Below are 15,492 nucleotides of genomic sequence, written 5' to 3' on the forward strand. Positions count from 1 at the left end.
GATTATTTGATGATGATTCGGTGATTAGCTACACCCTCATCGTTGGAGATTCGTAAAATATAAGTCGCTGCTGGCAGGTGGCCGAAGTCCAGACTTAACAATCCACCATCGCTGGTTTGCGACTTCTTCTGGTAAATCAATTTACCCTCCAGACTCATCAGCTCAACTTGCAATTCAGTACGCTGACTGGCATTGATTTGAATATTGATCAAACCATCAGTTGGGTTAGGATACACTTCCAGAGCGGTAAGATCCAATTCCTCAATTCCGATTCCACCACCATTGGTTCCAATTACAAATCCGGCACCGTAGTTCAAACATCCTGAGGCGTTTCCTACCATCACTTGATAGTTACCACCTACGGTATAAGGCAGGGTTGAGTTTACTGCGCCAGGAATAATCTGACCATTGCGATACCACTGATAGGTAGTATAAGCACCCTGAACACCTAGAGTTGTAGTTCCAACCTGAATAATTACCGGAGTAAGCGGAACAGGCAATACAGTTACCGTAATAACTCCAGTCACCGAGCAATTGTAATCATCGGTGAAGGTATAGTTCAACTGATGACGACCAGGGCCGGCAATACGAGGACTGAAGTAATTCCCGCCCATAATACCAGGACCGGTCCAAACCATAGTGGCCTGACCTAAGGAAATCTCTACTGGGTCTTCATTAGCACAAATCTCCAGAAGGTTGGTAATCAAAGGCTGACCTTGTGGTACAATGGTTACGGTAAAGCTTACGATAGAGTCATTACCTGCCGCATCACGAATACGGAATACGTTTTGGGTAGTTCCTATTGGGAAGATACTTCCGCTTGGCAGACCCGCCGTTTGAGTAATGCTAATGGTTCCGCAATTATCAGCCCCAGTTACAGGAGGATAAACATAGGAAGCACTACAAATACCTACGGTATCCGATTGAGGCACGAAGGTTGGGCGAGGCTTCACATTATCCTCAATTGTCACATCGAAGGTGGCAGTACTTATATTACCAGCACCATCGGTAGCAGTAATAGTTACAGTAGTAGTACCTAATGGGAATACACTACCAGAAGGATGAGAGTAGCTAAGGCTAGCCCCGCTACAGTTATCGCTAACGCTAGCGGCGGGATAAGTTACCACTCCCTCACAGGCAGTTGGCGTATTGCTTACAATGGTATCATTAGGAACATTAGAAATGCTAGGAGCCACTACATCGCTTACCGTTACTACGAAAGAGGCCGTACTGCTATTACCATTGGCATCCGTAGCGGTATAAGTTACCGTGGTATTTCCTAATGGGAAGGTAGCGCCAGAGCTATGGCTGCTCACAATGCTTGGTACCCCACAGTTATCGGTAGCAGTAGGATTAATCCAGTTTACCACTGCATCACAAGATCCGGCATTTGGAATAATTTGGAAACTGCTTGGGATATTGGAAATCACTGGCGACACCGTATCCTGAACATTAATAGTAAAGGATTGACTTACCGAGTTTCCACTAGGATCGCTGGCGGTAACCACAACAGTTGTAATTCCTAAGGGGAAATAACTTCCATTTAATTGATTGCTCAATACACTGGTAGTATTACAATTGTCGCTAGCGGTAATTGTTGGCCACTGAACATTGGTACCACACTGACCTGCATTGGCATAAGCCGTGATATTCGCAGGAAGGTTATCAATGGTTGGGGTAATGGTATCGAATACGGTTACGAAGGTGCTTCCGCTGGCAGAATTACCCTCATTGTCAGTAACGGTTAGGATCACTAGGTTCTGACCTAAATCCGCACAATCAAATACCGTGATATCGGCACTAATGCTCGCTACACCACAGTTATCGAAGCTATTATTATCAATATCCTGAGCAGTGATAGAGGCCATACCATTGGCATCCAAATACAAGGTATGTCCCTGCGTTAATACGGTTGGGGCCATATTATCTTCAACCATCACCACGGCAGTGGCCGAGCTTTGATTTCCGCTGTTATCCGTAACCGTAAGAACCACGTTATTGGCACCGATATCCGCACAGGTAAAGCTGGTTTGGCTTAAGCTCATATTGCTGATTTGGCAATTATCGCTAGAGCCATTATTAATCATGCTGGTGCTAATAGTAGCATTACCACTGGCATCTAAACTCACAGTGATATTCCGAACCAAGGCCTCTGGCTTATTGGTATCTACTACCGTAACAGTGGCTTGTGCACTTTGGCTGTTGCCGGATGCGTCGGTAGCAGTGAGCATTACAGTATTAGGACCTAAATCATTACAGCTAAAGCTGGTTCTGTTAAGGCTGTAAGTGCTAATTCCACAATTGTCTACCGATCCATTGTTAATCATGGCAGTACTAATGCTGGCCTGACCATTGGTATCCAGATAAACCGTTTGTCCCTGGGTCATTACCGTTGGAGCGATATTATCCTGAACAGTTACAATGAAATTGGTAGAATTCACATTGCCTTCGGTATCGCGAACGGTAAAGCTTAGGCTATTTGCTCCTAAATCAGCGCAGCTAAATTGATCCTGAGAAACCCACATCGAGTCGATGCTACAGTTGTCAGTACTTCCATTATTAGCCTGGGCAGGAGTGATAGAACCTTGTCCGTTGGCATCCAAGCTTAGGGTTAAGTTTTGGGCTTGGGCCGATGGATTAATATTATCCTCCACAATTACCGTAGCCGTACCCGAAGTAGAATTGGCATTCTGATCGGTAATGGTAATGCTCACGGAATTGGAACCAAGATCCGTGCAATCGAAAATAGTTTTTGAAGCGGAGTAGAATAATTGGTTAGAACAGTTATCGCTGCTACCGCCATCTAATTGAGAGGCCGCAATAGAAGCTTGTCCGGTTGCCCCTAATTGAACAGTAATAGTACGCGTTACCAGCGTAGGGCTGATGGTATCTTTCACATCAACCAGGAAAGAAGCTGAATGTGCATTTCCACTAAGGTCGGTGGCCGTTAAATCGCGTAACTGTAAGCCTTTGTCCGCACAGCTAAAGGTATCTTGACTTAAGCTTAAGCTGATGGTACAGTTGTCTGAGCTACCGGAATTTACCATGGCAGGTGTTAGCACAGCATAACCACTGGCATTTAAGTAAATGGTAGCATTCTTAGTGCGCGCCACCGGTGTAATGGTATCTAAAACATCAACCGTAAAGGCCGCGCTGTCGATATTTCCGTTTAAGTCTTCAACAATTAAGTAGCGTGTGTTAGTACCCAAATGAGTACAGGCAAAAATGGAATCGCTCAAGGAATAGCGACGGATTCCGCATAAATCGGAGGATCCGTTTTCTACCATCATGGCGTTGATTAAGGTCGTGCCATTATTGGAAAGGTAGGTTGTTACATTTTGAGCTACAACCGATGGACGTACCGTATCAATATCATTTACCACAATAGTATCGAAACCTTGACATCCATTGCTATCGGTCATAATCACGGTATAAGTACCAGCCGAAATAGTATCCGCCAAAGCGGTGGTATCGCCATTAGACCATAAGAAGGTATAAGGAGGAATTCCACCTAATGGATTTGCTACTAACTCACCGTCATTAAAACCAGGACAGTCAACCGACTTTTGCAAAGTGATACTAAGCGCCAGTGGATCAGGTTGGCTAACTGTAAAGGAATCCACATAGGTACATCCGGTTTGATCGGTTACCGTTAAAGTATAAGTTCCCGGACTTAAAGAATCGGTAGTGGCAGTGCTATCGCCATTACTCCAGGCATAGATATAAGGAGGACGACCGCCGCTGATATGCGCTTCAATCTCACCGTCCGCCTGACCGTAGCAGCTAACATTTGTTACCGTACCTGAATCAATTAATAAGGAATCCGGTACCATTAAGGTCAGCACATTACTATAGGCCGTATCGCCACAAGTCAAGTCAATTACTCTTCTTCTAAAATACTTGGTGCTGAAGTGAGTATCGGGTGACTGATAGCTGATGCTGTCATTCTTTCCAGGAGCAGCAGTCCAGCTTACCTGATCAGCAGACTCTTGCCAAATGATATCGAAGCTGCCTGAGCCACCGGAAATAGAGTCATTATTGTTAAATGCCGGTGCAGTAGAGCCCTTACAGGTGTACACAATTACCGGAGGAGGAGGCACCTGGAAGTATACAGTTGCTCCCGAATTAGGATTAAACCCACCACCACTTAATGAATACTGGAATACGGTATCCTTAATGCTATTGTATCGAACAATAAAGGTACCGCCGTTCCAGCCATCCCCGAAACTATCCAAAGCATCCAGCTTCAAAGTTTCGTTGGCCGTAACACACAATTGATGCTGTGGCAGATACGATCCATCATAAGATGTATTATTGGTCGGATAAGTACCGGCGGTAGTACTGGCAATCAAATTACCGGTAGTACTATCACTTAAGTTCCAATACATCTCGCCTGCAAAACTTACGGATTGCATAACTATCTCTATCGACACTTCACCTGGTCCGGGGGTGGTGCATTGTGCTTGCCCATCAAAACTGAATAAGAGGGCCAATGCGGCCAGCAAAGAGGTGGCAATTCTACCTCTCAAGGATTTTTCCAAATAGTTATTCTTCATATCACCAAGTTTAAGAGTCTGTGGATAGTGGCCTGTTTAGGATTTCAAAAAATTGTGTGGTATCGGCATTATTGGTCACCACCAAGAGGGGATGTCCGCCTTTACGATTGATAAGTTTTAAGTCTTTTGCGTCTTTAGGACAATAGAATGAGGTGGAGGTATATTTCCAACTTCCATCGGCTTGAGCCAGATATACGAAGCCCGATCCCGCATCATAGCGTGGCGTTTCAGGTTCGGTAATAAAGTGATTCCCCACCCCAATCAAATCTTTTAAGCCATCGCCGTTTAAGTCGAACAAGAGCATGCTGTTAATGGGTGACCGCTGAGCCTCCGACGGTAATTCTTGAATTTGATAACCATCTGAAGAACTCAGAATAAGCTTGGAAGAAAAATCAACCGCCTTAAACTGCATGGCCTCAGAAAGCATTTCCTTACCATAAATTTCCTCCAAAGATGCTGAGGCGAAATCTGCATACTGCGGGAACTTTTCCTTGAGGAAAGGCATTTGCTGCGATGAACATTCGCGACCCCGAACGGGCACCAATTTATCCTTATAGTCCTTAGCTAATACAATGTCCAAATTGCGCTCGCCATCGAAATTATTGGCAAAGAGGTAGAGCGGATGCTCGGCACTGGGATGGAACTTATTATTCTGCCCCAGATTACCCGCAATAATATCCGGCTTACCATCAGCATTAATATCTTCTACCAGCAAGCTATGCCACCATCCTTCGGTGCCATCCAAGTGGTATTCTGCTGTCGCATCCCGGAATTTTGAATCCTCCTGAATGTACAAGGTTAAGGGTGTCCATTCACCAGCTACCAGCAGATCTGGCTTATCATCACCATTAAAATCGGCCCATTGAGCTGCACTCAGCATACCCAATTTAAAGGTTCCAAAATAGGCTACGGTCTTGTCCTTAAAAACGCCGTCCTCATTCACCAAAAGTTTAGATACGGGTACGGTAGGATAAGCTCCGGGTGTAGTTCGTCCGCCTACAAAAAGGTCTAAATCTCCATCCTGATCAAAGTCTATGGCCTGCACCACCTTGGTACTGCTATTCCAAGTTGGCAAAATGCCTTCCTTGCGAATGAACTCACCTTTGCCGGTATTTTCATAGAGTCGATCGGCCAGCACCGTTGCATCATATTGAAGCATTTCGGAGCCACCGCCAGAGCATACATAAAGGTCTTGATCGCCATCTCCATCGTAATCGAAGAAAAGGGCGCCCATATCTTCCGAGCGAAAATCTTCTGTCCAGGGTTGTACTGGGGCTAAGCCGAAGCTGCCATCTGTATTTTGGAAGTACAAGGCTCCTGCCTGATGTTTGCCTCCACCTAAGTACAGATCATCCAAGCCATCGCCATTGGCATCACCTACTGCCGCGGAAGGACCCAAACGACCTTGCGCATGCGGAAGTAAAATCTCATTGGTAAACTCATTGTAGGGCTCATCATAGTGGCGATGAGCAATAGGACTGGCCTTATCCGTCAATTCCTGAATCAATTTGCCTGGCTCGCGCTTTAAAACTGCGGGACCCTGTGCCACTAATTGCTGTTCGGAAGCTTTGATGGCTAAAGTTTGATTGGCAGAAATGTCTTGCATTTTCGACCAGGAACGATTTGGCCATTGCACCCAAAGCTCTTCCACCTTCGCTTGATCGGCTAAACCGAAATAAAGAATGGGTTCTACCGATGAGAAATAACCTCTAATAGGTGATAGTTCTTGATATTGCCAACCGGCAGCGGTTTTGATATAAACCTTGGAATTGAAGGCCAGGCTTGACTTAGCACCGCTCTTTAATTCCAATTTGAGGTAATTATTCTTCGTCTTATTCTCGAATACAAAAGCGGTATCCTCCAGGTTGTTCATCACCAAATCGAGATCGCCATCTTGATCGAAATCGGCATAAGCCACACCATAAGTAAAGGCTGAATCATTTCCGAATACACCTTCTTGCTTATCGAATTGCATTTTACCCTGGCGATTGGCATAGTACTCATTAGAAAGTGGAATGCTAGGCATCTTCGCAAATAGCTCTTCTTTGAGCTCCTTAGGAACCGATCCACCATTGGCATCCTTGGCCTCCTTCATGGCCATGCGGAAATCATTATCCCGAGGATAGCGACGAATACCATTACTGATAAAAATGTCTTTATAGGAATCTCCATCGAAATCCTGCAGCAGGGCCGTCCAACTCCAATCGCTTTTAGACAATCCCGTTTGCTGAGCCACATTCACAAAATGCCCGGTGCCATCATTCACCTGCAGGCTATTGAACATGTACTGATAAGGCAATTTCAGATATTCGGTGAGGTAGTAGAATAACTGAGTATTCATACTGGCCATTAGAGTCTTACTGCGGTAGTGATCGGCAATTGCCATGTCCACCACCATTATTTCCGGACTCAAATCATTATTCAAATCAGCAATATCTACCCCCATCCCGAAATAGGTAATCTGGCGGGTACGTTGCTTTTGCTCATCTACGAAAGTACCATCGCCCTGGTTGATGTACATAAAGTCTGGAACCGAATAATCATTGGCTACATAGATATCTACCCAGCCATCGCCATTAATATCGGTGGTGGATAAACCGAGACCATAGCCATAAGCCAATATTCCGGCCGAAATCGTAACATCCGTAAAGCCAGCTTCGCCATCATTGCGATAGAGATGATTAGTGGCAGGCAACATATTCGCCGTGTCCTTCATCATTTCTACCACTTCGGGAATCCGTACCCCCCAATAGGTAGTATGGTTCATCACGAAAAGGTCTAAGTCACCATCCTGATCGTAATCAATAAAGGAAGAATGGGTAGACCAATTGGAATCATCTACTCCATAATCGGCGGCCGCTTCCTTAAACTGGAAATCACCTTGATTAATGAAAAGCTTGTTTCGTCGATCCTCAGGATTTATACTGGGACCACCGCAAGCGATATAGATATCCAGTAAACCATCTTGATTAACATCCGCCATGCTCACACCGTTGGTCCAGCGGTCGCTAGCTTCAGTTAAAGGGTTCTCAATTTTCTCGAATTTCCAGTTGCCTAGATTCTTATAGAGAATATTAGGACCGGTATTGGAGGCAAAGTAGATATCCGGGAGCCCATCATTATTAAGATCTCCTGCGGCTACTCCACTGCCATTGTAATAGTTTTCGAAGGTGAGTACATTTTCGTGCGAGAAAATGTTTTCTTCCAGGTGGTTATAGAATTGAATACCTGTTTCGGCCGCTGATTTAGCCGCAAAAAGCGGAGCCTTGGACTGCACACTTTCCTGCGCATGATCTTCCTTTGCAGAATCACATGCTGTAAACAGGATGAGCGAGGCCATCAGGCTTAAAGCCGAAAAATGATATGTATCCCAAATCCGCATAACCAGAAGTTCTCGGTAATTAATTGCCGATTGTTCCTCCGGATAGCTGATCGCGGTCGCTTACAATGGTCACATTTACCGAATTCTTAGATGCACATCCATTAGCATCGGTAAGGGTAAGCACATAATCATCTGCTACAAGAGCATCTGGATCATTCAAAACCGCAGAGTTGTTTTGAGAAGTGAAAGTATAAGTTACAGATCCGGTGCCACCACTATGGTAAACAGTTACGCTACCATCGGCTCCACCGAAGCAAGAAACATTATTATTGATTTTAACCGAGTCGATGTATAAACTATCGGGCTGAACCAAAGTGAAGGTATCGGTAGCCAAACAATTATTGGTATCGGTAACCCGCACCCAATGAGTACCGGGAGCAAGGCTGTCTGCAGTCATGGTTGTATCTCCATTACTCCATAAATAGGTATAAGGAGGTGCCAGACTATTGGCATTGACCGAAAGAGTACCGAGGGTATCCCCATAACATTCCAAATCCTGGTCGACCGTTATGCTGGCGGTTAATGGACTAATTCCATACACTTCAACCGTAATTGAATCCGCACAACCTGTTTGATCGGTAACGGTAACCGAGTAAGTTCCCGGAGCCAGACCGGTGCGGTTTGCTCCGCTGCCACCATCGCTCCAAGCGTAGGAGTAGCCGGGGGCCCCTCCGCTCACGAATACTTGAATGGCCCCATCATCAACCCCTGCACAATACGAAGAGTCTACTTGAACCGAATCAATTAATAAGGAATCGGGCACCGTAATGGTATAAATTTCTCGAAGGGTATCCATGGCCACCGCATCGATGGCTATACGACGGTAATAAACCGTATCGGTACGAGAACCCTGAGGTTGGTACACATAATTATCGCCACCCCAATTTGGCGCTGGTCCCCAAGTAACATTATCATAAGACTCTTCCCAGGTATATACATACTGGCCGGTATCGGCGGCAATAGTATCGCTAATCACAATGGCAGGTGAAGTATCGCCCTGACAAAGTGCAAACCCTAAAGCTAAAGGTGGAACTGAGAAATATACATTGGTAGAAGCACCAGAAACCGTCATGGTATAAGAAAATACGGTATCCTGGGTTTTGGCATAACGCATGTAAAAATCACCACCATTCCAACCATCGCCAAAGGAATCGAAGGCCTCTAATTTTAAGGTTTGATTGGTAGGCAAACACAGCTGATGTTGTGGAAATGCCGTTGGGCCGTAATTATTGCCACTTACATAGGTACTGAAGCCAATAGCAGCATAGCTGCTATTAGAAACACTATCGCGTAAGTTCCAGCCTACCTCATTTCCAAAGCTGCCCGTATCGAAAATAATTTCCATGGCCACCTCACCAGGTCCGGGGGTGGTACACTGCGCTAAAAGGCTTTGTGGATTAAGAAATAGAGTAATGGATAATACAGCAATAGCAGATTGCCATACGAAAGAAAGTAGGGGTAGCTTTACTCTCATAGTCCCTGGTTTGTTTAGTTGGTTGGTTTTAAAATGTCTTATTTTCAGCCTCTAAAGGATTTAATTAAGACATTTTAAGGCGTAGCTAAACTAAGGAAAATAAAGATTAGAAATTACCCCTATCTTAGAGCTAGAGTCCATAAACGCCTATTTTGGTGTTCAATGCTCCTGATTTTAAGTCGAATTAATTCTTGTTGACTTAGACTCTAAATTTTTCTACTTAAGCCTGAAGCTTGCGTTCTACCTGAGTTTAATTCAAAAAAATTCCAGATTTAAAATAAAATGCAGGGCTATAATGGAGCATCAAACTCCAATTAGCATCTTTGGTGGCAAATGCAATTTTTTCATGCGGAGTCTTTTCCCATTTTTAGTAATCCTGCTTGTATTGAGCGCTTGTCAGGAGAGCGGCAATCGTCTTGCTCGCTCCAATAATCCTTATTTATTGCAGCATGCTCAAAATCCGGTAGACTGGTTTCCCTGGGAAGAGGATGCCTTTGAAAAAGCCCAAGCTGAAAACAAGCTCATCATTCTAAGCATTGGCTATGCTGCCTGTCATTGGTGCCATGTAATGGAGGAAGAGTGTTTTGAAGATGAGGAAGTGGCAGAGTACATGAACGCCCATTTTATCTCCATAAAAGTAGATCGGGAGGAACGTCCGGATATTGATGAAATCTACCAGCGCGCTTCAGAGCTTACTACCGGCAAAGGCGGTTGGCCCCTAAATGTGATTTGCCTGCCCGACGGCAAACCTTTTTACAGCACCACCTATTTGGATAAAGAAGGTTGGTTGAATTTACTGAGTAAAATTCAGGAGCATTATCTCGAGAAACCGGATGAGCTCATCACCGCCGCTACTAAAATCACCGAGGGCGTTCAGCAAAGCCAATTGATTTTTGAAGAAAAAGGAGAAAGTGCTTTTAGCCCGGAAAAATTGGACAGTGTTTTTTCTCTCTGGAAAGAAGATTGGGATTGGCGCAATGGTGGCTTTAAGGGCAGCCCTAAATTCCCGCTTCCCAACAATTTGAAAACAATCCTCGATTACGGCATATTAGCAAAAGACAGCAGCAGCTTAAACTTTGTTCAACTTAGCCTCAAAGCGATGGCGGCCGGTGGACTTTATGATCAAATTGGTGATGGCTTTGCCCGCTATAGCACGGACTCTGCCTGGCGCATTCCGCATTTCGAAAAAATGCTTTACGACAATGCCCAACTGATTAGCCTCTATGCCCAAGCCAGTAGAGCCTTTAAAAATCCTGAGTACTTGGAGAAGGCCAAATTAGTGATGCAGTTTGCCGAAAAAGAATGGCAGGGCAAGGATAAGGCCTTTAGCTCTTCTACCGATGCGGATGTTGCTGGTGAAGAAGGAAAATATTACAGCTGGACCTTAGCTGAATTGCAAGAGCATATCGCAAAAGAGGACTGGCCTTTGTTTTCAGAATACTACGGTTTGGAGGATATAGCCAAATGGGAGAAGGATCTCTATATACTACAAACTAAGCCCTCGGCCTTTTTGCAGATTCAAGAGAAATTTGAGATTAGCAGCAAAGCCTTAGGGTTAAAAGTTACAGAATGGAAAAGCATCTTAGCTGAAAAACGGAACAGCCGAACCAAACCCAGCATTGACGATAAAAAACTTAGCTCCTGGAATGCCCTCATGCTGGGAGCCTATTTGGAACTGTACAGAGCTAGTGGATCAGCAGAATATTTGGATAAAGCCAAAGCCTTAGCGAGCTGGTTTGAAAGTCAAGAGCCTTTATTGCATTCCCAAAGATTACAAAAGGCCGGAAGCCAAGCCTTTCTGCAAGATTATGCCTTTGCCAGTTCCGCTTTTATTGACCTATTCCTTTTAAGTGCGAATCCCGATTATTTAAAGCAAGCAGAATCCTGGATGCAGGAGATAAATCAACAATTTAAGGTGAAGGATAGCCCGCTCTTTTATACGCAGTCCAAAAACAGCTCAACTTTGGTGGCAAATGGGGTTGAGACGGCGGATCAGGTTTTACCCTCAGCAAATGCTGTGATAGCCCATAACTTTTTGCGCCTGGCCCTGCTTTTGGAAAATCAAGATTACCGAAAGCAAGCCTGGTCTATGCTGCGACAAATGCAAAGTCGGATTGAAAATTACCCCGACCTTCATGCTCATTGGCTCAACTTGGCGCTCAAAGAAAGCTTTAGCTTTTATGAAGTTGCTGTAACCGGCCCCAAAGCCCAGGAAATGGCTCTAGAACTGGAAGCAAATTATCTACCACAAGCTCTAATCGCCTGGGCAAAAGAAAGTCCCTTAAGTTTATTTGAGAACCGCATCCATCCGGATTCGGAGTGGATATACGTTTGTCAATTTGGGACTTGTAAGCAGCCCGTACAAAATGTAGAGGCTGCTTTAAAACAATTGGAATTACCCTAAGCAGGTTTAAGACTTGCTTTCGAAAGGTGAATGCGCGCTGGGCACATGCTTCTTATAAAACTGCCAGGCATTACGGGCCACATTACGACCTAAATTAAGCCCTTCAATATTGTCGGATTGAATATGGTAACCGCCATAAACTCTGGAGATCCCAGCCTGCTCTGCCGCATTGGTGAAGGTGGGGAATTTTAAGGTTACGGTATCGCCCAATCGATCTAATTCGGTTAAGGATCCTGCTACCCATTCTACCTCCGTACCGAATTCATCGCTACCGGTCCAATATTTTAATGCTTCGGCGCAAGCCCCGCTAATCGTGCTATGCCCGGAAGTATAGCTTGGGAAAGGAGGACATAAAAAAGTAGCTGGAGAATAAGGACGCCACATATTACCATCCATTTCCATCATTCCTTTTCCTTCGCCACCCCAGGCCGTAATGGTTTTACCACCGTAGTATTTATGAACCAGGGCAAAAGGTCGGGCATAATCATAATGCATCTTAGAATCCCAGGAAGCGATAAAAGCATCCATGGCCACTACCTGATTAAGGAAGTACATTTTTACATCCTCATCCAAATTGTGATTATCGCGAATCGAAACATCCTGAGCGAACTTTAACCAGTGACCGGCTTGTTGCACAGATTGGGGACCATCGCGCATAAATTCGACCAGGGCCTTTTGGGGATCGGTTAAATTCGCTTGAACTTCTACCACCTCAGCCACCTCTTTGGCCAATTGCTCGGAACCAATCATGGGAGGAGGACCAGGACGAAACTGATCACCCGAACTCATGCTGATAGGCTGTACTCGATCCCAAAAAGGCGTTAAACAACCTGGAGCAAACTGCCCTCCGGCGCCATCTGAAAAGTATTTGGGCTGCCAGCGATTAGGATCATAATTAGTATCCACAGGGTTAACTGGAGCGTAATTGGTATAATCGAAATAAGGCTTACCATTGGAACCTTCTTCCTCAGCGTATTGGTTGGAACCATCATTATGGCGAGCGGCAATCACTGCCTTTGCCGCCAGGTTGCCAATCCCTTCCGGAGTATTGGGATCCAGGGAATTATTAGTTGGATCTAAACCTAATTCTACCATAAAGTCGGCGAAAAGAGCCGAGTCAGAATAGTAATATTCACACATAGCGCGGTAGGCCGCATAACTAATGGCAATCTCCTTGTTTTTGGTGATTTGCTCCGCCTCCGGACGACGCTCCACTCCTTCGAGGTATACCGGAATGGCCTCTGCATCATAGCGTGACCAGGCATCGAAGATGGAAGTGAAAATCAAACCCAAATAACGAGAGGTAATGGTAGGGCGGGGCTTAAACTTTTCGGTATCATTCGCAGTGGCAGTAAGGGCCACTTGTCCCCATTTATAAGCTACATTCTCTGCTCCTTTCGGCTCCGCCTTGGTTGGCTCAGGATTTGAATTACAAGAAGATAGAAGAACGATAGAAAAAAGAAGGATAAACTTCTTCATAATTAGGTGGTAAAGTTGGTTGATGCCGCAAATCTAACAATACCCCCTTTACTTCGATTCTATGCACTGGCTCGAATTTGCAATTCGAGTCAGAGCTATTCGAGCCAGTTCCCTAATTTTAAAACCAAATTCGCGCCCATGAAATGGCTCAAAGGCCTCTTAGCAATAGTGCTGGGCCTGCCCCTGCTCATTCTTTTTATTGCACTTTTCGCGCTATTCCTGGAGAATAAAAGCACGTCCTATCTGAAAATTAAGGATCATCCCGAATGGGAAAATCAATCCTGGTGTATTCGCCATGTAAACATTATCCCCATGAACCAGGATACTGTTTTGCTAGATCAAGACCTCATCATTGAGGATGGCATTATCACCGCTATCGGTTCCAATTTGGAGGCCAAAAATCTAAAGGTGATCGATGGCGGAGGCGCCTATCTTAGCCCGGGCTTAATAGACATGCACATGCATCTTTGGGATCGGCATGAGCTGGGTCTTTACCTGGCTAATGGCGTAACCAGTGTTCGCAGTCTCTTGGGAATGCCCTTTCATTTGCAGGTAAAGGATGAAATTGAAGCAGCTGAAATTCTAGGCCCCGACTTCTACACTTCATCTCCCCAGCTTTCTGGCCCGGAAGACGGCGATCCACTTAAGAAGCCAGTTAGTAGCCCGGAGGAAACGCGGGCCTTGATTCAAGATTATCAAAATCAGGGCTACGACTTCATAAAAACCTATAATCTGCTCGAAAAAGACTGCTTCGATGCAGCGATCGCCGAATGCGAGAAATTGAAAATCCCCTTAATCGCCCATCCCAGTTTTAAGGTAGATTATGAGTATCATATGCAGCCAGGCATTAGCAGTGTTGAGCATACTGAAGATATCTTTCAGCAAGCTTTGGACTATCAATACGATCGCGAAAAATTGGATCTGGTGATCGCTGATTATGCCCAATCCCAACAAGCGCATTGCCCTACCCTCACCGTATTTTTCAACCTCTCTGAAATATATCGGCTCCAAGAAGATTTCCTAAAACGAGAGCAAAATCATTATATCAATCCCTTTATCGAATTTGCGGCCGGCGACTATGAGCGTCATATCGCCCATTTGGAGGCAGATAGCAGCGCCGGGGATCGCATTTGGAAACAGCATCAATTCCATTTGAAGATTGTCAAAAAACTGCATGAAGCCGGTGCTTTTATTATTTGCGGCACCGATGCGGGCATTGTAGGCACGGCAGCCGGTTATTCCATTCACCATGAATTGGAATTCTACCGCCAATGCGGGATGACCAATTATGAAGCCTTACGAACCGCCACCTGGAACCCCAGTAAGGTGCATCCACAATTTAAAGATTGCGGGAGTATTGCCATCGGCATGAAAGCCAATTTCATTTTAAGCAGCCAAAATCCATTGGAGCAAATCAGCAGCCTGGAAAAACCCATTTGGGTGATGCAAAAGGGTCGCAAGCTCGAGGCCAAATCCCTATCAGAATTTGAAGCCAAAGCTCACGACCGCTCTAATTTTATTGCCACGGCAGTGCGGGTGCTCAAGTATATGTTTTGGGATAAATAAGAGTTGTGATGCATTTTACAAAATGAAATTCAGTCAATTAATCATATTAGTTTTTAGTTTCATAAGTACTTCCTCTTGCGAACAGAAATCCGAAAAAGAAGTGACTAACTATACCTACTTTAACAAGTCATCTTCAGACTCCACGGCAAAAGAGTTTTTAATTGCAGTTACAGACGAAGAACACCTGCAATACGGCTCCCGAGTAGCTTACTTAAATAAAAAAGGAGACACAATCATTCCGTTTGGCAAGTATGGCTATTTAGGAACTGATACTTTGACCCACTATGCCAATGTGTTCGAATATCCAACTGACACCTCAAGTGGAAGACGGATTGCAATCGACAGAAACCAAAATATCCTGTATGATCTAGTATTCTTCGATAATGGCCCTGACTATTTTCACGAAGGATTAGTTCGAGTAGAAAGAAATGAAAAAATGGGGTTTGCTAACAAATACGGTCAAATCCTTATCCCTTGTGACTATGATTTTGTTTGGTGGTTCGAAAAGGGAAAAGCGAAAGTAACATTTGACGCAAGAGAAATAAGAGACAAATATGATTACCATACCAGAATTGAATCTGAGGAATGGTTTTATATTGACAGAAATGGAAAAAGAATAAAATAAAAAACG

Annotated in this window: 7 protein-coding genes; 3 read left to right on the forward strand and 4 right to left on the reverse strand. The window is 44.7% G+C overall.

Going from position 1 to position 15,492, the window contains the following annotated elements:
* Nucleotides 1–2: 2 nt before the first annotated feature.
* The 3 genes from H4K34_RS06600 to H4K34_RS06610 all read right to left on the reverse strand — a co-directional run bounded on the left by H4K34_RS06600 (nt 3) and on the right by H4K34_RS06610 (nt 9,412).
* Complete coding sequence (locus H4K34_RS06600) at nt 3–4,556, reverse strand: HYR domain-containing protein (RefSeq protein ID WP_210760032.1); 4,554 nt, start codon at nt 4,554–4,556, stop codon at nt 3–5.
* Nucleotides 4,557–4,566: 10 nt separating this feature from the next.
* Nucleotides 4,567–7,896 (reverse strand): VCBS repeat-containing protein, encoded by a 3,330-nt coding sequence (locus tag H4K34_RS18225; RefSeq protein ID WP_210760033.1) that lies wholly within the window; start codon nt 7,894–7,896, stop codon nt 4,567–4,569.
* Nucleotides 7,897–7,957: 61 nt separating this feature from the next.
* The gene (locus H4K34_RS06610) at nt 7,958–9,412 is read right to left on the reverse strand and encodes a SprB repeat-containing protein (protein WP_210760034.1); all 1,455 of its coding nucleotides are present in this window, start codon (nt 9,410–9,412) and stop codon (nt 7,958–7,960) included.
* A 346-nt stretch (nt 9,413–9,758) separates the two neighbouring features.
* Between H4K34_RS06610 and H4K34_RS06615 the strand changes: the two genes are divergently transcribed.
* A complete protein-coding gene (locus H4K34_RS06615; RefSeq protein WP_210760035.1) occupies nt 9,759–11,816 on the forward strand; it encodes a thioredoxin domain-containing protein in 2,058 nt (685 codons plus the stop codon).
* Nucleotides 11,817–11,822: 6 nt separating this feature from the next.
* On the opposite strand, the gene H4K34_RS06620 is transcribed toward H4K34_RS06615, so the two are convergent.
* The gene (locus H4K34_RS06620; protein ID WP_210760036.1) at nt 11,823–13,295 is read right to left on the reverse strand and encodes a DUF6851 domain-containing protein; all 1,473 of its coding nucleotides are present in this window, start codon (nt 13,293–13,295) and stop codon (nt 11,823–11,825) included.
* 138 nt (nt 13,296–13,433) lie between these two features.
* Here H4K34_RS06620 and H4K34_RS06625 point away from each other — a divergent pair, with 138 nt between their 5' ends.
* Together H4K34_RS06625 and H4K34_RS06630 are read left to right on the forward strand one after the other, a co-directional pair.
* Nucleotides 13,434–14,861, forward strand: coding sequence for an amidohydrolase family protein (locus H4K34_RS06625; protein WP_210760037.1), 1,428 nt, complete (start codon nt 13,434–13,436; stop codon nt 14,859–14,861).
* Nucleotides 14,862–14,883: 22 nt separating this feature from the next.
* Nucleotides 14,884–15,486, forward strand: coding sequence for a WG repeat-containing protein (locus tag H4K34_RS06630; protein ID WP_210760038.1), 603 nt, complete (start codon nt 14,884–14,886; stop codon nt 15,484–15,486).
* Nucleotides 15,487–15,492: the final 6 nt, after the last annotated feature.

Source organism: Croceimicrobium hydrocarbonivorans (genome assembly GCF_014524565.1).
GTDB lineage: Bacteria > Bacteroidota > Bacteroidia > Flavobacteriales > Schleiferiaceae > Croceimicrobium > Croceimicrobium hydrocarbonivorans.